The sequence below is a fragment of the Acidithiobacillus ferrooxidans ATCC 23270 genome (assembly GCF_000021485.1).
Classification (GTDB): Bacteria; Pseudomonadota; Gammaproteobacteria; order Acidithiobacillales; family Acidithiobacillaceae; genus Acidithiobacillus; species Acidithiobacillus ferrooxidans.
Window position 1 is genome coordinate 1,858,202 of record NC_011761.1, and the last position, 17,499, is coordinate 1,875,700.

The following is a 17,499-nucleotide window of genomic DNA, read 5'->3' on the forward strand; positions in this document are numbered from 1 at the left end:
GGGATTGATGTTTCCTTTAATGGTAGATAGATTGAGTTTTAAATACAATGAAAGGGATCCATGGGTATTGAACGACTTGTCTTTTTCCCTGTCATTTGATTCCGGAATTACAGGACTTATAGGACAAAATGGATCTGGGAAAAGTACATTAATTAACTGTTTATCCGGTGTCCTTCATTCTCGTGTTGGCAGCATTACCTATTTTGGCAAGTCGGCAGGGACTATAATGGCCAAACGACAAATCGGAGTCAGCTTTCAGAATATCGAATTTCCAGCAAATCTAAAAGTTCGAGAAATCATTGGAGCAATCTTTACCATTCGAGGATTGCAAGTAAGCTCCCTGGATATCGCCCGGTGGGCGGACGACTTTCTGCTCAGCGATGTTCTGAAAAAGAATGCTCGGAATCTGAGTGGTGGACGCCAAAAAATGCTAGCCAATTTGCTTGCTTTGGCTTGGGAACCAGCGATATTACTGTTGGACGAGCCTAGTGCCGGATTAGACTTCGATGCGCGGGAATGTGTTTGGCGACATTTGCAAGCGGCACGCCAACGACGTGCAATAGTATTAATAGCATCACATACCTATGAAGAACTTACATGTCTCTGCGATGGGATTATCCTGCTGGATAAGGGGCACATTGCTGCTCAAGAACAGTTGAATGGTGTCGATAACTCCGTCATTTTGCAAGAATTCAAAACAACCTTGAAGCGAGGTATTTATGTTTAAAAGAAATCTGGCATTACTAGCTATTATTATCTTACCTAGATGGAGACGTAGGCAATATTTTATTTATGTTTTTATTATCCCTCTTATAGTTTTTCTTGTTTCTATGTTCGAAAGGCATGTGTCACCTAATGGAGTACTCTACATCAGTTTGCTCATGGCATTAATAGGTGTTATTGTTGGCGCTCTGTTTAATGGTATACGGGTTTTTGGCCTTGTTCCAGATTATCACGGGCTATTACAGACGCTCCCAATTTCACAATTGCGTATATTTTTTACGCGGTTAATTACAGTGCTTATCGATGTCCAGTTATCCATAATAATTATTTTATTTGCTGCATTTGTTGGATGGCACATAGCACTCAACTTGCCTCTATTGTGGCTTTATGAATCATTAGTCTTGAGCATGGCCATCATCATGATTGCCGTTGGCGTTATAATTGCTCGACTGGCAGGTACTTCATCGGCAGCGATGGCTTGGGCACGAATTGTCCTGTTTTCTATTTTTTTTCTTGGGGGTGGGGGCTATGTTTTCTCTTCAGCGTTTCCTCCCTTCATCGCCACGCTACAACGCTATTTGCCAACGGGAATCATGCATGCAGAGATTGCCAGCATAGTCCATGGTAGCGGAATTGAAGCGATTGACATAGTCATGATGGGGTTATGGCAAGTCGTCCTTGTCGGTACTGCTTTATTGCTTCCTACAAAATGTAGGATCTAACGTGTATTCTTCCTTTTCTATTTCTTATAGAGTCTTTCTATAATGCTACCTTTTATTTCATTACTGATTTTGGAAATACTCGGTACCCTGCGATCCAAATCAATGCTCCTCCCGATACTACTTTATCCTAGTATACTGTATTTCTCTTTACAAAGCGCTAATGTAGTGGCAATAAAAGATGAAGGCTATCTGTTTGCGGCGATACTGGGTTTGACTGTCGCCTCTGGTTGCTTTATGACTAGTTTCAGTGACCAGCAAAATGGGGGTTGGAATCGATATTTGTATAGCTTGCCCTGCCACCCTATAACTATTATTTTGGCCGAGCGTAGCGCGCAATGGCTGTTAACTGAATTGTCTATTATTATACTTGTTGTCTCGGCCTACATCGGCTTCTCTCCAATTTTAAATCTGATGACATTAGTGCTGCTCAATGTTGTGTTGCTTATAGCCTCCTCCCCTTTTTTCTTTCTAGCTGTTGTTCTGCGCGCACGATTTGGTGCGGGGGCTTTCCGCGTGATTGCACGTATTCTTCCTATGCTGTTTCTGCTAAATCTTGTGCTGGCGCATGTTAAAGGCGGCAGTTCCCTCCCGAGCGAGATAACCCGCTGGTCACCATTCAATAGCATCTTGCAACTAGGGTGGAGTGTGGTTGGTGGCTTTCCACCATCGGCGCAGAGCATATTTCCTTTGTTGTATCTATGGTTTTTGGTCGCTCTTTTGTCGGGGGAGGGAGTTTGGCGGCACACTAAGGCTAATTGACTGATAGTTCCTAGGTATGGACGGTTATCACCACAACCTAAGTTCCCCCCAATTATGACAATCTCGTCATTTCAAGTGGGTAGTCTGAGATCCAGCTTACCAGCATTAACGTTTTTATAAAATTACTGTTTAATATCATTATGTTACTTCGTTTATATGGCGGAGGCGGTGAGATTCGAACTCACGAGGGGCGTTAACCCCTGCCGGTTTTCCTTACCCACCATGGCTTTCGCCACAGGACCATGAGGGCCCTTTTGGAGTCTGGATCATGCCTTCACCCTGGCCATGAGGCTGTAGGTGGGAACCGTCTGATCTCTACACCTTCCGGAACCTTTCCGGCTTGGCTCGGCGTTACCTCGGACAAACCAGGGGATTCGCCGAATTTGATTCCTGTCACCCTGCCCGTTTCCCGGCAGGGGCTCGATTGGGGACAAGACCGGTGCAATCAACCGCTCTGCCACACCTCCGTGGCCCGCTAGTGTAGCGAAAGCGCCGCCTCATGGGAATGGACGCCACGCCAATCCACATTAAAATATTATATGCTTATTTTCTGGTTATTTATCGTGCAATTAAAAATACCTTGGTGTCAACCATAAGGTTCCGGGACTATACTGCCCTCACGCTCGCTATGGAGCGCAAACAGCGAATATGGAGGAGGGGTCGATGTTCAGAAAAATGACAATGGCGGCCATTTTAGGGCTTAGCCTGGCGGGGCCAACGATGGCTATGGCGGCGGAGGCCCCCTCTGGGGCTACGGGAAGTACAGCCGGAGCGCCGGTTGCGCCCCCAGCTTTCATGTCCCCGGCCTGGGCGCAGGATCTATGCACCGCGTGGAACAACAGCCCGACATTGACCGAAAAACTGGCCGGTTCCTGGGTCAAAAACAACGGCGGTAAAGGCTACAAAGTGATGGAAGTCTCCGACTCCGACATGAAAACCACCCCACCCGTGCAACTAGAAATCGCCCTCAAAGGGGGCAAAGCGGTATGCAGCTATGGCGGCGCCATCAAAGTCAGTAAGCTTAATTATAATTATGACTATAAAATGTGGGCGACCACCCATGATTGGCATCACATGGGGTCCCCGCTGACCGCCATGATGTTCGGGCGCCTGAACTTTAAGGGGCCGAAGATGGAGGCCATGGAAAAACATGGGTCCCTTCGCTGCTTTCCTGAAACTCGTCAAGGACGTGCCCGCAACGGTTCCCGCTTCCTGAGCAGTTGACCAGGGCACAACACGAAGGGGCATCCGGCATTCCTGGTGCCCCTTCGGCACGGGTGGAACTCCGCCCGCTAACCTTTCTGCAAACGCTCCAGCAAAATAGCGTTTACCTGATCAGGATTGGCTTTTCCCTGACTAGCCTTCATCACCTGACCCACGAAGAAGCCCAGTAGCTTGTCCTTCCCGGCGCGAAAGTCAGCCGCCTGCTGCGGATTGGCCGTGACAATGGCGTCCACCATTGCGGCAATAGCCGCCACATCGGTGATCTGCCGCAAACCGCGATCCTCAATGATGGCGTCCACCTCGCCACCGCGATAGAAAATCTCTTCAAAGATTTCTTTGGCGATCTTGCCAGAGATCGTCTGGTCCTCGATACGTTGAACCAGCAGACGCAATTTTTCTGCAGAAACCGGGCAGTCCTCAATCTCAATACTCGCCTTGTTGAGGGCCCCGAGCAGGTCGCCCATGACCCAGTTCGCCGCCAGTTTACCATCCACATCGACGGCTACCTGCTCGTAGTAATCCGCCAGGGTACGGCCGGCGGTGAGCACGCCGGCGTCATAGACCGGAAGGGCATACTGCCTCATAAACCGGATACGCCTGGCATCGGGCAACTCCGGGAGGGTCTCCCGCACCCGCTCGATACGCGACTCGTCCAGCACCAATGGCAGCAGGTCAGGGTCAGGAAAATAACGGTAGTCGTTGGCCTCTTCTTTACCGCGCATGGAGCGGGTTTCGTCGCGGTTGGCGTCATAGAGACGTGTTTCCTGCACAATCTGCCCGCCGCTCTCCAGGATATCGCGCTGGCGACCGATCTCATATTCGATCGCCTTTTCCAGAAACCGAAAAGAGTTGAGATTCTTGATCTCGGCACGGGTTCCATAGGGGGCGCCCGGCCGCCGCAGGGAGACGTTGGCATCACAACGAAAGGAACCTTCCTGCATATTGCCGTCACAAATATCCAGATAACGCACCAGGGTATGCAGTTTTTTGAGATAGGCCACAGCCTCCGCCGACGAGCGCATATCCGGCTCCGACACGATTTCCAGCAGCGGCGTGCCCGCACGGTTCAGGTCGATACCGGACTGCCCGATAAAGGCTTCGTGAAGTGATTTACCGGCGTCTTCTTCCAGGTGCGCGCGGGTCACACCCACCACTTTTTCCCCACCGTCAGGCAGTTGCACCGTCAGTGTCCCCTTGCCGACGACGGGCAGTTCGTACTGGCTGATCTGATAGCCCTTGGGCAAATCGGGGTAAAAGTAGTTCTTGCGGGCAAAAATACTGTGCCGATTCAGCTCCGCGCCAATCGCCAGCCCTAGAGCGATAGCCTTATCCACCGCTGCCGCATTGAGAACCGGCAGGGCACCGGGCATGGCTAGGCAGACCGGGCAGGTGTGACTGTTAGGCTCCGCCCCGAAAGCGGTCGGACAGCCGCAAAATATTTTGGTGGCGGTATTGAGCTGGGCGTGAACTTCCAAGCCGATGACGACTTCCCAGTCCATATTCATGCCTCCCTCCCATGCACGGACGGATGTGCGCGGTGCCACTGGGTTTCCTGCTGATAGCGATGGGCTACGTTAAGCAACAGATCATCGGCGAAATAATCCCCCATCAACTGCATGCCCACCGGCAACCCCGCGGCAGTGAAGCCACACGGAACGCTGAGCGCGGGGATGCCCGCGAGATTCACCGCGATGGTATAAATATCCGCCAGATACATGGCCACCGGATCGGCATTTTTGGCACCCAGCGGAAAGGCCGGAGTCGGGGTGGTCGGCCCGACGATCACGTCCACTTCCGCAAAAGCCCGCCGGAAATCCTCGCGAATCAGGCTACGCACCTGTTGGGCCTTGCGATAATAGGCATCATAGTAACCCGCAGAGAGCACGTAGGTCCCCACCAGAATCCGCCGCCGCACCTCCGCGCCAAAGCCCTCATAACGGCTCTGCTGATACAACTCGGTCAAATCCGCAGGATTCGCCGCTCGGTGGGTATAGCGCACACCGTCAAAACGGGCCAGGTTGCTGGAGGCTTCCGCCGGCGCCAGGACATAGTACGTGCTCACCGCATGGGGATTATTGGGCAGCCGAATCGACTGCACTGCGGCGCCCTGGCGGGCGAGTTCCGCGATACCCGCCTGCACGGCGGCCGCCACCTCGGGGTCGAGACCTGCGCCGAAAAACTCCTCCGGGACCCCCACCCGCAAACCCTGCAAGGGTCGCTCCAGGCCGCGTAAGAAATCGCTGGCAGCGGCCGGGTGACTGGTGGAATCGCGTGGGTCATGCGCGGCCATCACGTTCAGCAACAGCGCGCAGTCCTCGGCGTTACGCGCCATGGTCCCGCCCTGATCCAGACTGGAGGCAAAAGCGATCATTCCGTAACGGGAGACCCGGCCATACGTCGGCTTGATACCCGTGACGCCACAAAGGGCGGCGGGCTGGCGGATAGAACCTCCGGTATCGGTGCCGGTCGCCACGGGCACCAGCCCAGCAGCCACCGCTGCGGCCGACCCCCCCGAAGAGCCACCCGGTACCATGCCGGTATGCCAGGGATTGCGCACCGGACCAAAATAACTGGTCTCGTTGGAAGAACCCATGGCGAATTCATCCATATTCAGCTTGCCCAGCATGACCATGCCCTCTGCCGCCAAGCGCTCGACCACGGTGGCATTATAGGGCGCGACAAAGTGCTCCAGCATCCTGGACCCGCACGTGGTGCGCACCCCCGTAGTGCAGAAGATGTCCTTATGGGCCATGGGAATGCCGAGCAAGGGGCCGTCCTCACCGGCCGCACGCCGTGCATCCGCCGTCGCGGCGGCGGCAAGGGCTTTGCTCTCGGTAACCGTGACGAAGGCGTTCAATGCCGGATTGAGCGCGGAGATCCGTTTCAGCAGCACCGTGGTCAATTCCACGGAAGAAAAATCCCGATTGCGCAAGCCCTGGCGGAGTTCCCGCAGGGAGAATTCATGGAGTTCCAAAGGTGGCTCCTACTCGATAACTTTGGGGACGAGAAAAAGCCCGTGCTCAGCCGCCGGGGCACTTGCCATGAGCACCTCACGCTGATCCTGATGGACAACCATATCCGGACGCAGGGGCTGATCCAGGTCAAGGGGATGGGCCATGATCGGGACATCCGTCGTCTCGATCGCGCGCAACTCTTCCACCAGCCCCATGATGCGCTCCAACTGATCGGCCACTGCGGGTATCTCCGCCTGGGGCAGCGCAATGCGGGCCAGATGTGCCGTGCGCCGCACCGTATCCTGATCGAATGCCATAATTATGGTTTTCCTTTCCTGTTCTCGTGGCTCGGGGAAGCTTCACCGGGTGTGGGTGTGGGTGTGGGTGTGGGTGTGGGTGTGGGTGTGGCGGCGGCCGGCGGCGGCAGTTGCAGGCCCTCCAGCAACTGGTTTTTACTGACCGCCCCACCGGATATCAGATATTGCTCATGCTGTTCCCAGGCGTTGCGCATAAATACATAAGGATTAACAGCCTCCTGAACCATCCGGATGTTAGGTCCTTCGACATAGGCCTTGTTGATGATTCCTACACCCGTCAGGGCGTACTGAGCCGAACTGACAGTCAGATAATATGCCGGCCCGGTAAAAATCGTCATCGCCAGGCCCGGCAAGCTGCGCAGAGAACTGGGTCCATAAAACGGCAGCACCAGATAAGGTCCCTGCGGCACCCCCCAGACACCCAGCGTTACCCCCAGGCTGTTCTCGTGGTTAGGCAGATCCAGACGGTTGGCCACGTCGAAGAGTCCACCCAGACCGAACACGGAATTGACAAGGAACCGGCTCAGATCCTCCATTCCCTGTCGACCCCGCCCCTGCAGAAAATCGTTGATAAAAATATAGGGCATGTCCACATTGGAGAATACATTGCTGACACCCTCGCGGACAAAATCGGGGGTCACGGTCTTGTACCCGGTGGCTACGGGCTTCAGCACATAATCATAAAGGCCCATATTCAGATGGAACATTGGCTTGTTGACGGCCTCCAGCGGGTCTACGGGTTTCCCCGTAGCGCCCTGAGGCCCGTTTACCGTAGCGCATCCCGACAGGGTCAACACGCCGACGGTCAGCACGACCCTGGTTAAATGTATACTCGATCGCATCATCAGGACCCTTTGGCGTACCCGGCAATCTGCGCTTTCAGGTGCGCAATCAGTGCGGCAAAACCCTTTTTCTGCATGGTTTCGGTGTATTCCGCCCGCCGCAGGGAAAGATCACTGACCCCGTCGGCGACGACATTGACGATACGCCAGAAATCTCCATCTTTCTGCAGGATATAATCAAAACGGTGCACCTTACCGTTATGCTCCGTAAAGGTACTGAATACCCCCTCCGCGCCGGGCTGCAAGGCCTGACTGCCCACAATGGCAAAATGCTCACCGTTGTAGCTGTCGAAACGCGCGGCGTAGGTGGCCGCGGTAAGGTCTGCGAGCACCCCGACAAACTCGTTTTGTTGTTCCGGGCTTAGCTTTTGCCAATAGTCACCCAGCGTCAAGGCGGCGATTCGCCGGTAATCAAAAACCTTCTGTACCACCGGGGCCACAATCCGGTAACGGCCGCTGTAACCCAGGCGACGACCGCCCTGCATGGATTTCAGCAGCACCCCATCCAGGGTATTGATCGTCGCCTCCGGGGTACTGCCGACCGCTGGCGCTCCGTCGGACGACGTGGTAGGTGCAGCCACCGTCACCGCAGCGGCAGACAGGACCGGAGCGATCCCACCGACTGTGCAGGCCAGCAGTACCACCAGACTTTTCCTGAGCATGAAATCCCCCTTCACCATGAACCTGACATTTTCCGGAACCGCCTTCAGCGCTCTACATGCAAAGGAAAAACCGGGTGTTCGGTACCCTGAGCCGGGGGTGATACCGGCATATCCGGTGCCATGGGACCCGCCGTGCGTGGCCCCAGCAAGGCCACTTTAAGGGCTTTCAGCGGGTGGGCGAAGGTGTCGTTGACGGCCGTCGGCTCGAAACCGGAATGCACCTGGCACTGGTCGCATTTACCATTCACGCCCACTCCGTATTTATCCCATGGCGTCGTTTCCATGAGTTCATTGAAGGTCTGCGCGTAGCCTTCGCTGACCAGGAGGTAGCAAGGCTTCTGCCAGCCAAAAATGTTGCGTGTCGGATTGCCCCAGGGCGTGCACTGATAATTCTGGTTACCCGCCAGGAAATCCAGAAAAAGGCTGGACTGGTTGAATTTCCAGCGCGACTTCCGCTCTTTGCCGATGCGGAAGATGTCGCGGAAAAGCTGACGTGAGGCCCGACGCTGGATAAAAACCTCCTGCTGCGGTGCGCGCTCATAATTGAATCCGGGCGAAATGGTCACCCCCTCCACCCCCAGTGCCTTGCAGTCATCCAGGAAGGCGGCCACCTCGTCGGCGCCCTCCCCCTGAAACAGGGTGCAGTTTACCGTAACCCGGAAGCCTCTCCCCACCGCTTCGCGAATGGCTTCCGTAGCGCGTTGATAGGTACCCGGCTGACACACGGAATCATCATGACGATGCGCATTGCCGTCCAGATGCACCGAGAAAGTCAGGTAAGGCGAAGGCCGGTAATCGTCCATACGCTTCTTGAGGAGCAACGCATTGGTGCAGAGGTAGACGAAGCGCTTACGCTCGACGAGGCCCTCCACAACTACGGGCATATCCTTGTGAATGAGTGGTTCGCCTCCAGCGATGGAGACGATAGGAGCCCCGCACTCCTCGGCAGCGCCGATACATTCCTCGACAGACAGCCGCCTGTCGAGTGTTTCATCGGGATAGTCGATCTTACCGCAGCCCGAACAGGCCAAGTTGCAGCGAAACAATGGCTCCAGCATCAGCACCAAAGGATAGCGCTTACGCCCCTGCAGCTTCTGCGCCAGGATGTAGCGTCCTACCCGATAGCTCTGAATCAAAGGAACACCCATGACAAAACACCCCTCTCGGCCGCAACGCAGCGTATATGGACAATGAACGACAAGCTTTGATTAGTATAACATACCAAACCGTATGTGGGACAAGGCGACGAATCCTCAGGCGGCCCTGCTCCGAGACAAAAAGAAAAACAGCATGTTGGCAATCCGCGGCGCCAGCTTCGGGCGCAACAGACGATCATCATAGGGCGCAAAACGCCGGTCATTCTCCTGGCGGCAGAGCGCAAGAAGCTGCTTCAGGCTGACGTCTTTACTCACCTGATCATGCCCCGTCAGGGTGAAATTTTCTTCCTCATGCGCATGTAGTCCGCGGGCGGTTTGTATGCGCGCCCAGGCCTGCAGGGCAATCACCTGAATGCGCTGGAGCTCGAGCGCCACTTTTTTCCGCCAGGGCAGACGCCGGCGGTGCCAACTCAGCCAGTTGACAAAAAATATGATATGACGCGCCTCTTCCTGCATGACCGGCTCGAAGATCTTCACCAGGTCGGGCGGGAAGAACCCCGAGTCTTTGGCGGCAGCGAACAACCCGAAAGCAAAGTAGGAATCCAGGCATTCGCCATAACCCGTATAGAGAAACTCCCAGTACGGATCGCGCACCTGTGGCGGAGCAGGTAATGGCGGAATTTCGATACCATAATGCTGTACCAGGGCACGTAGCAGATCGGAATGGCGCTGTTCCTCCTGCCCATCAAGGGCCACCGCCGCCCGCACCACCGGGTCCGGCTCCCGCTCACCCATGCTTTGCACCATACGCGCCGTCACGCTTTCGGTGGCGACGGCTTCGCCCCAGAACGGCAGAGACTTCACCCGCTGCGCAGTCTCCGCGTCCAGTTCCGGCCAATCCATATGCTGCGGATCATAATGAATGTGCGTATCGTGAAAGAACTTGCAGAACAGGTCGCGATGGGCGTCGGACCCTGGATCCAAAGATATCGCCGTCATGAAATGCCCTCCCTGTTGGAACGTATTTGCCGCCACTGGCGGTGCATATGATGGCCTTCCAATGCTTGCCATGACAAGAGTACCGGAATGCCCGTCAGGGTTTCGCGGAAGCGGCGTGTCAGAGAAAAGGCCAGTGCCAGATCAGGCCCGACACCGATCGCGCTGCCGAACAGAATGAAGCCGCCCTCCTGCACACCCAGTCCGCCCGGCACCAGAAACGCCATACTGCGCAGGGCCTGCCCGAGGCTTTCCAGGAGTAGCGCTGCCCAGAAAGGGAGAGGATGGCCCAGCAGCCAGAAGGTAAACCAGACTTCCGCCGTGCCCGCCAACAGACCGCTCAGTTGCCAGACATTCGCCGGGAGCAGACCCCAGCGACGTGCATAGAGCCGACGGATTTCGGCATCCAGACGCTGGGGTTCTCCTATGAGCGCAAGCAGGTCCTTACCGCCCAGAAGTTTCTTCATCAGCATCTGCAGAACCGTGAACAGTCCCCAACGATATTGCAACCAGATAAAGGCCATGAGCAACGGCAGGATCAATGCCAGAAAAAATACCACCTGGAATTGCAGATGGTGGTCACTGACCGCGAAAATCAGCACCACGAACCCCGCCAGCGTGAAGATGAACTGGCTCAATAGGGTCAGGGTGACTTCCACCATGACACTGGCCCCGGCGACATAGCCGGGCACGCCGTAGTATGTCAGGAGGCGTACACCGAGCACTTCTCCACCCACCCGCGCCACCGGCAGGAGGCCGTTGGCCGCTTCGCGGACCAGCGCCACCCATAGCAAAAACCAGAAACGGACGCGCGCCTCACCGCGCAGCAGCCACTTCCAGCCCAACACGTCCAGGGACAGCGGCAACAGGTGAAGGGGGAGCAGCCACAGCAGACCCCAGCCAGCCACCGCCAGCAATTTCAGGATGTCGGAAACCCCGGCATGCACGACCAGGAAGACGGCCAAACCCAGACCGAGCAGACCGGCTGCCAGCATCATCACTTTCTGTTTCAGCAAATTAACTGCCTTCATCCTGGGCAATGCCCTCTTCACGGGGTGACGGGGTAAATAGCAGGAGCAAAGCCGGGAGCACGATCAGAATGCACAGCAGCACGATGGCCAGGGCGAGGCTCAGCGCCTCGCCCAGGCTGGCCATACCCGGATCGCGGGAAACCGCCATGCTGCCAAAGGCGCTGAGGGTCGTAAGCCCGCTGAAAAAAACGGCCATGGGGGTGGATGTCCCGAGCAGATGCGCCACATCCACACCGTTGCGCCAGCGCACTACGATGTAGATGGCAAAGGCCACACCGAGACCGATGAGCAGAGGCAGAACGATGATGTTGCCGAGATTGAAGCTCAACCCCAACAGAGTCATGGCCGCCACCGTGAACAGCGCCGCCAGCAGCAACGGAATCATGATCAGCAACACATCCCGGTAGCGGCGCAAGGCCAGGAGGAGCAGCAGACTGATGGCTATCAGCGCAATAAACGTAGCCTCCTGAAAGGCACCGAGTACCGCATCTCCGCCTTGGACCAGCATCACCGGTGTACCCACGGCATTGGGCTCCACCTTCAGCACACTTCGCACAAAGGTCGCCATCGCCTGATTACTGCTGAGATTGGCCTTGGGAAAAATCTCCACGCGTGCCTGGCCAGAGGCCGCCACATATCGGTCGCGCAGGGACTTCGGCAGGGTCTGCAGGGTTACCGGCGTGGCGGACAACGCCATGCCGAGGCGTTGCAATTCGCCGGGCAAGGTACCCATCACCCGCGTTTGCAGATCGGCGATCGCCTGGGCATTCGTGCCACGGGTCGCCAAAAACTGCGCGAGATGGCCAGCCAGCGCCGCCGCCGCCTGTCCGTCGGGTGTATTCTCGCCGTCCTTTTGCGCGAGGGCCCGCAATTTGGTTACCAATTCCCCAAGACTTTTCGCGGTATCGGGCGTCGGCGGCTGCAAACCGGCAGGCATCAGCAGCGAAAAGGGTGGCACAAGGATCTGCAAGTTCTGCAATATGGCCAGCTTCTCGGTTTGATGCTCCGGAATATAGCTGGAAATCGTCAGGGCCTGCGCCACGGTGGGCAGCCGCGCCACCCGCGCGGCAACGGCCTGCGCCGCCGGAATATCCGGAGTGAGCACCTCCATACGATAGGGCGCCGTCTGTGGATCCGCGAGGAGCTTCTCGAAAACGCGCACCCCCTCCGCATGGCGGTCGATCATATGCAGCGGATTGAAGTCAAAAGAGGTACGCAGCACCAGCGGCACGGATGCCAGTGCCAGCAGGGCCACCACGCCCAGTACATAGTAGGCATAACGGTGGATGGGGTGACGCACCAAGGCAGGAATTTGGCGCAGATGCGGATAGTACGTCGGTTTTGTACGTGTGACCATCATAGGCCAGAGGGTCAAAAAAGCGGGCAGGAAGGTGAGGGTGATGAACAAGGCCACCAGCATGCTGGTGCCGGAAATCAGTCCGAGATCGACGATGCCGGCGTAGCTGGTAGGCACGAAAGCAAAAAAACTGAAAGCTGCCGCAACGGCGGCAAGGCTCAAGGCGCCGCCCATACCTTGTGTCACTCGCTGCATGGCCTGCCGGTGAACTGCGCCGTTAAACACTTCTTCCCGATAACGCAGGCAGAACTGAATACCAAAATCAACGCCCAGACCGATAAAAAGAATGGCAAAGGCCACGGAAATAAGATTGAAGGGACCGATAAAAAACAGTGCCCAGGCGGTGGTCAGGATCATTCCGGCGATCAGCCCCATCAGCACGCCGAAAACCAGTTGCAGCGAGCGCAATGCTATGATCAGCAAAATGATTTCGAGCGTGAACGTCAGCGCCAGAGAAACAGCGGCACCCTGACTCACGGTTTTTAATTGTTCCGCATCCAGTACCGCACCGCCGGTCACCCCAACGTCCACCCCGTGGGCAGCATTCAGGTTGAGCGAGGTAAGGCCAGCGCGCAAAGTATGTATGGCCGCAGCAGCAGGCTCCAGAGACTTGTAATTCAGGGCAGGCTGAATAATGACGAAGCGTTGCGACGGCCCCATTCGGGCCAGATCGCCGCCCATGAGTGTACCCCACGAAATGGTATAGGATTTGCCCTGCATCTGCGCCGTGAGCGCCTGATCCAGAGCAGAAAAAATAGCCGTCAATCCGGGCAGTTGCACACCATTGGTCAGGCGTTGCCCAATCGCCATGCTCAACAGGCTGCTGAGGCCGTTCAGGCTCGGTTCGGCAGAGAGCCTCGCGATGAGCGGCTGCGCATCGGTTATGCGGTTGGCAAAATCCTGTACTTGTTTGGGGGAGAGATACAAGAGGCCGTTACGCTGGAAAAAAGGCCCGCCGCCCGGCACATACACGTCGTGAAAAGATTGTGGCCGGGCGCGCAGCCAAGTACTGAGGCGATCGACGGCTGTATCCGTAAGATTTCGGTCAGCGCCCTGGAGGACCACCACAATCGTGTTTTTATCCTGCGGAAACGCTTTCTGGTAAGCCACTTCACGCTTCTGAAAAGGCAGATCACGGGACAAGGCATGGCTGGTATCGGTATCCACAGAGAAATGACCGACCGAGTAGCCCAGGGCGAGCAGTGTGGCCAGCACGATGGCCGCCAGCATCCAGGCGGCGCGCTGCACCGAGAGGTCCACCAAGGCCACCAGACCCTGAGAGATACGCGCACCGGAGCGCTGAAGAAAACGGTCAACGAGCGACAAAATCACGGAAAGTACCCTTCGCGATGTCCTGATCGCGCAAATAATCTTTTACCCGGGGGCTCGTCAGCGCCGCCCACTCGGCGTGCGGTTCATAGTTCGGCATGAGGGCGTGCAGTGCCGCCGTCTGCACCATGGCCGGATGCAGATAAATCTCCGTAACCCCGGTTGCCGGCAGGCAGCGGAGCATCCGGAGCAGTCGCTCCTCGTCCATGTGGCCAGTGGCGTCCAGACCGTAGAGCTGGTCGTTATGCATGATCCGGCGACGATCCAGTTGGCGGCGCATGCGCGCCAGCCACGGCGCCAGAAAGATGGACCAGAATGTCGGCGCGACCCCCTTGGCACCGCTGCAGCGTGCCGCCCGCAAAGGCTCCCAGGGCAAACGCACCGCCCGCAGGCCGAACTCCTTCCCGACTTCCAGCATCTGCGTCAGCACCGTAGGATGCAGATGCAGATGTTTATGAGCATTGGCGTGGTCCAGTTCCAGGCCGGTGGCCGCAAAGGCGGCGAACTGGGCACGGATCTCCGCCGCCAGTTGCTTTCTGACCTGTGGCAAAAAGAAATAGCGCACCCCGCGCCGCCAGAGATCCGCAGCAAAACGCCCTTGTTCATCGACCAGATCCGGCACCTGCTCCGCGGGCAGCAGAGGCGTGCCGTCCACCAAGGTAAGATGCAGCCCTACGCCCAGGCCGGGCAGCGCTCTGGCACGGGCGACGGCATCCGCGGCGGCCGGCGCCGCGACCATGAGACTGGCGGTGGTCAGCACACCATCACGGTGTGCGGACTCCACCGCCTCGTTCACCGCCATATCCAAGCCAAAGTCGTCGGCGTTGAAGATGACCCGCCGGCCGCCGCCCTGCCCCACTTCAGCCGTGGCGCTGTCGGAGGAAGCGGACGAACTCCACGCCTTCGCGCAAACGACGTTTCATCATTTGCGTGCTCTTGAGCATCTCACCCGTGATTTCGGCAATCTTGCCGGCGCGGAAGTAGAAGCGCTTGTACATCACCTCCACCGAGTCGAAGATTTCCGTATGGTTGAGGTGCGGGTAACTCATGGGGCTGATCTGCACGCCGCGGTCATTGACCAGGTGGGCCTCATCTTCGTCCGTCAGCCACCCCTCCTGTTTGGCCTGGTTGTACAGGAAGGTGCCGGGATACGGCGCCGCCAGCGACACCTGTATGGTATGGGGATTGATTTCCTTGGCGAAGTCGATGGTCTTCTGAATGGTCTCCTTCGTCTCGCCCGGCAGGCCAAGAATAAAGGTGCCGTGAATCACGATCCCCAGCTTGTGACAGTCGGCCGTGAATTTGCGCGCCGCCTCGACCTTGAGCCCCTTCTTGATGTTGTTGAGGATCTGCTGATCGCCCGATTCATAGCCCACCAGCAACAGGCGCAGGCCGTTCTCGTGGAGCACCTTGAGGGTATCGTAGGGCACGTTGGCCTTGGCGTTGCAGGACCAGGTCACCCCCAGCTTGCCCAGACCTCGGGCGATTTCTTCGGCACGGGGACGGTCATCGGTAAACGTATCGTCGTCAAAGAAGATTTCCTTGACCTGCGGGAAGTTCTTCTGGATGTAGCGCACCTCTTCGATGACGCTGGCGGCACTGCGGGTGCGATAGCGATGGCCACCCACCGTCTGCGGCCAGAGGCAGAAGGTGCACTGTGAACGGCAGCCGCGTCCGGTGTAGAAGGAAATATAGGGATGCTTGAGGTAACCGATGAAGTAGTCCTCGATGTGCAGATCGCGTTTGTACACTTCGGAGACGAAGGGCAAGGCATCCATGTCTTCGATCATGGCGCGATCGGGGTTGTGGATGATCTGACCATTGCTGGAGCGGTAGGTGATGCCGTCCACCTCACTCAGGGGCCGACCTTCGGCGATCTCTTTGAGGGTGTAATCAAACTCCTCGCGGGCCACGAAGTCGACCGCCGCCGCGGCCTGCTGCAGAGACTCCTCGGGCTCCACCGCCACCTTGGCGCCGACCATGCCGATGAGCAATTTCGGGTAGTGCTCCTTGAGCACTTCAGCCATACGCACATCGGAAGGAAAAGACGGGGTGCTGGTATGAATGATGCAGAGATCATACCCTGCGGCAACCTGCAGGGTTTCTTCGACACTGACATCTGCGGGAGGGGCGTCGAGCAAGCGGCTGCCAGGGATCATGGCGGCGGGCTGAGCCAGCCAGGTGGGGAACCAGAAAGAGCGAATTTCCCGCTTGGCCTGATAGCGCGAACCGGCACCACCATCGAATCCCTCAAAGGAAGGGGCTTGCAAGAACAGGGTTTTCATCGTCATCGTTTTGCTCCGTCATGGCCATCCATCCGCCCGTCGGCGCCGATGGCAAATTGCGACCCCCGCCAGGCAACGTGCCGTGCGAAAAGGGCGTGAAACCAGATCCACAGGCCCAGAAACTCTCCCAGCAGGGCCACACCAAACGAACCGTCTGCACTAAGTTTGTGCATAATTTGCCTATGGTACACGAGGCGCAAGAGGAGAACCACACCCAGCGGCACCCCGCCCCAGAGACCCATCCAGGGCGCGAGCAGCAGCACCAGGGGCAGCGGATAAGTCAAAAAGGAAAAGGTGTGGCCCAGCGGCTGTACCGATCGCGTGGTACGCGACCAGCGCAGCGCATGCTGGTAAAAGGCGCGGAAATTCGCCTCCCGGACCTCGGTGTCCACCACATAATCCGCGAGCAGGGTGGCTTGCCCCAACTGGCGGCTGTAGGCGCCGAGCCAGTAATCGTCAGCCAGTTGGTTTGCCAGGCGTGGCAGGCCGCCGATGGCCGCCAGCGTCGGGCGACGCAGGGCCATGGTCGCCCCGCCGCAGAAAATGTTCGGACCCAGGCGCGCCGCCAGCAGCACCGAGGGCAGAAAGAGACCGTTCACCTGACCGGCCAGCACCCGCGACCAGAAGGTGGCTACGGGCCTGGCCCGATAGAGGCAGGTCACCACCCCCACATCCCTGTTTTGCAGGGAAGCACAGATCTGGCGCAAGTAATGGGGGCCGACGGAAATATCCGCGTCGCTGATCACCAGGGTGTCGTAACGACAGAGCGCGAGGATACCCGCCAGATTATTGACCTTGGGATTACTGCCGATACGCGCTTCCGTACACACCCAGCGCAACGCCAGGGCCGGGAACTCGGCCTGCAGCCGCTGCACCACGGTGACGGCAGGATCGTCGGGGCGCTGCACGCCAAAAACGATTTCAAATGCCGGGTAGTCCTGCACGCAGAAACTGCGCAAGGCGGCGTAGAGATCCCCCTCGTCCCCATGCAGGGGCTTGAGCACACTGACCCCGGGCCCGTCGCACAGGATATCTCCGCTGACGGCGGCATCGCGCTCCGGCAATACCGGATGCCAGCGCGCGATTGCTCGAAGCGCCAACAGCAGATAGACCACGGCCGCCAGGGAAAGCAGGGCCGCAGGGCCGCCTATCCACCAGCACATAGGACCCCCACGGCGGCAACCGCCAGACGGCGGGCCGG

General features: G+C 57.5%; 16 protein-coding genes. 4 read left to right on the top strand and 12 right to left on the bottom strand.

The window, feature by feature from the left end:
* Positions 1-7: 7 nt before the first annotated feature.
* The 4 genes from AFE_RS09700 to AFE_RS09715 all read left to right on the top strand — a co-directional run bounded on the left by AFE_RS09700 (position 8) and on the right by AFE_RS09715 (position 3,428).
* Complete coding sequence (locus AFE_RS09700; RefSeq protein ID WP_012536973.1) at positions 8-727, top strand: ABC transporter ATP-binding protein; 720 nt, start codon at positions 8-10, stop codon at positions 725-727.
* Entirely contained in the window at positions 720-1,445 is a 726-nt protein-coding gene (locus AFE_RS09705; RefSeq protein ID WP_012536974.1) for a hypothetical protein, read from the top strand. The genes AFE_RS09700 and AFE_RS09705 overlap by 8 nt, the downstream gene beginning before the upstream one ends.
* Positions 1,446-1,610: 165 nt before the next feature.
* Complete coding sequence (locus AFE_RS09710; protein ID WP_325064125.1) at positions 1,611-2,204, top strand: ABC-2 transporter permease; 594 nt, start codon at positions 1,611-1,613, stop codon at positions 2,202-2,204.
* Between the two features lie 849 nt (positions 2,205-3,053).
* Positions 3,054-3,428: an SCP2 sterol-binding domain-containing protein gene (locus AFE_RS09715; RefSeq protein WP_236608964.1), complete on the top strand. Its 375-nt coding sequence runs from the start codon at positions 3,054-3,056 to the stop codon at positions 3,426-3,428.
* A gap of 68 nt (positions 3,429-3,496) precedes the next feature.
* Here the strand turns inward: AFE_RS09715 and gatB are convergent, their stop codons facing one another.
* The 12 genes from gatB to hpnI form a co-directional block, all read right to left on the bottom strand.
* Positions 3,497-4,933, bottom strand: a complete 1,437-nt coding sequence (gene gatB / locus AFE_RS09720) for an Asp-tRNA(Asn)/Glu-tRNA(Gln) amidotransferase subunit GatB (RefSeq protein ID WP_012536978.1) — start codon at positions 4,931-4,933, stop codon at positions 3,497-3,499.
* Positions 4,930-6,402: an Asp-tRNA(Asn)/Glu-tRNA(Gln) amidotransferase subunit GatA gene (gene gatA, locus AFE_RS09725; protein WP_012536979.1), complete on the bottom strand. Its 1,473-nt coding sequence runs from the start codon at positions 6,400-6,402 to the stop codon at positions 4,930-4,932. The genes gatB and gatA overlap by 4 nt, the downstream gene beginning before the upstream one ends.
* A 9-nt stretch (positions 6,403-6,411) precedes the next feature.
* On the bottom strand, positions 6,412-6,699 hold the full coding sequence (gene gatC, locus AFE_RS09730; RefSeq protein WP_012536980.1) for an Asp-tRNA(Asn)/Glu-tRNA(Gln) amidotransferase subunit GatC: 288 nt from the start codon (positions 6,697-6,699) through the stop codon (positions 6,412-6,414).
* Between the two features lie 2 nt (positions 6,700-6,701).
* A complete protein-coding gene (locus tag AFE_RS09735) occupies positions 6,702-7,544 on the bottom strand; it encodes an MlaA family lipoprotein (protein ID WP_012536981.1) in 843 nt (280 codons plus the stop codon).
* Positions 7,544-8,203 carry an HpnM family protein gene (locus AFE_RS09740; RefSeq protein WP_012536982.1) on the bottom strand — a complete coding sequence of 220 codons (660 nt, stop codon included), beginning with the start codon at positions 8,201-8,203 and terminating at the stop codon, positions 7,544-7,546. Before AFE_RS09740 ends, AFE_RS09735 begins: the two co-directional genes overlap by 1 nt.
* Before the next feature lie 44 nt (positions 8,204-8,247).
* Entirely contained in the window at positions 8,248-9,351 is a 1,104-nt protein-coding gene (gene hpnH, locus AFE_RS09745; protein ID WP_012536983.1) for an adenosyl-hopene transferase HpnH, read from the bottom strand.
* Positions 9,352-9,456: 105 nt separating this feature from the next.
* Positions 9,457-10,299 carry a ferritin-like domain-containing protein gene (locus tag AFE_RS09750; protein ID WP_012536984.1) on the bottom strand — a complete coding sequence of 281 codons (843 nt, stop codon included), beginning with the start codon at positions 10,297-10,299 and terminating at the stop codon, positions 9,457-9,459.
* Positions 10,296-11,327 (bottom strand): HpnL family protein, encoded by a 1,032-nt coding sequence (locus AFE_RS09755; RefSeq protein ID WP_009569145.1) that lies wholly within the window; start codon positions 11,325-11,327, stop codon positions 10,296-10,298. Before AFE_RS09755 ends, AFE_RS09750 begins: the two co-directional genes overlap by 4 nt.
* Positions 11,314-14,016: an MMPL family transporter gene (locus tag AFE_RS09760; protein ID WP_012536985.1), complete on the bottom strand. Its 2,703-nt coding sequence runs from the start codon at positions 14,014-14,016 to the stop codon at positions 11,314-11,316. Before AFE_RS09760 ends, AFE_RS09755 begins: the two co-directional genes overlap by 14 nt.
* Positions 13,997-14,872, bottom strand: coding sequence for a hopanoid biosynthesis-associated protein HpnK (gene hpnK / locus AFE_RS09765; RefSeq protein WP_012536986.1), 876 nt, complete (start codon positions 14,870-14,872; stop codon positions 13,997-13,999). The genes AFE_RS09760 and hpnK overlap by 20 nt, the downstream gene beginning before the upstream one ends.
* A gap of 1 nt (position 14,873) precedes the next feature.
* Positions 14,874-16,304: a hopanoid biosynthesis associated radical SAM protein HpnJ gene (hpnJ, locus tag AFE_RS09770; RefSeq protein ID WP_012536987.1), complete on the bottom strand. Its 1,431-nt coding sequence runs from the start codon at positions 16,302-16,304 to the stop codon at positions 14,874-14,876.
* Complete coding sequence (hpnI, locus tag AFE_RS09775; RefSeq protein WP_009566461.1) at positions 16,301-17,461, bottom strand: bacteriohopanetetrol glucosamine biosynthesis glycosyltransferase HpnI; 1,161 nt, start codon at positions 17,459-17,461, stop codon at positions 16,301-16,303. Before hpnI ends, hpnJ begins: the two co-directional genes overlap by 4 nt.
* Positions 17,462-17,499 lie beyond the last annotated feature (38 nt).

Coding starts and splice junctions, on each gene's coding strand:
- AFE_RS09700 (WP_012536973.1), top strand. CDS start 8: ATGTTTCCTTTAATGGTAGATAGATTGAGTTTTAAATACAATGAAAGG.
- AFE_RS09705 (WP_012536974.1), top strand. CDS start 720: ATGTTTAAAAGAAATCTGGCATTACTAGCTATTATTATCTTACCTAGA.
- gatB (WP_012536978.1), bottom strand. CDS start 4,933: ATGAATATGGACTGGGAAGTCGTCATCGGCTTGGAAGTTCACGCCCAG.
- gatC (WP_012536980.1), bottom strand. CDS start 6,699: ATGGCATTCGATCAGGATACGGTGCGGCGCACGGCACATCTGGCCCGC.
- AFE_RS09735 (WP_012536981.1), bottom strand. CDS start 7,544: ATGATGCGATCGAGTATACATTTAACCAGGGTCGTGCTGACCGTCGGC.
- AFE_RS09740 (WP_012536982.1), bottom strand. CDS start 8,203: ATGCTCAGGAAAAGTCTGGTGGTACTGCTGGCCTGCACAGTCGGTGGG.
- hpnH (WP_012536983.1), bottom strand. CDS start 9,351: ATGGGTGTTCCTTTGATTCAGAGCTATCGGGTAGGACGCTACATCCTG.
- AFE_RS09750 (WP_012536984.1), bottom strand. CDS start 10,299: ATGACGGCGATATCTTTGGATCCAGGGTCCGACGCCCATCGCGACCTG.
- AFE_RS09755 (WP_009569145.1), bottom strand. CDS start 11,327: ATGAAGGCAGTTAATTTGCTGAAACAGAAAGTGATGATGCTGGCAGCC.
- hpnJ (WP_012536987.1), bottom strand. CDS start 16,304: ATGACGATGAAAACCCTGTTCTTGCAAGCCCCTTCCTTTGAGGGATTC.
- hpnI (WP_009566461.1), bottom strand. CDS start 17,461: ATGTGCTGGTGGATAGGCGGCCCTGCGGCCCTGCTTTCCCTGGCGGCC.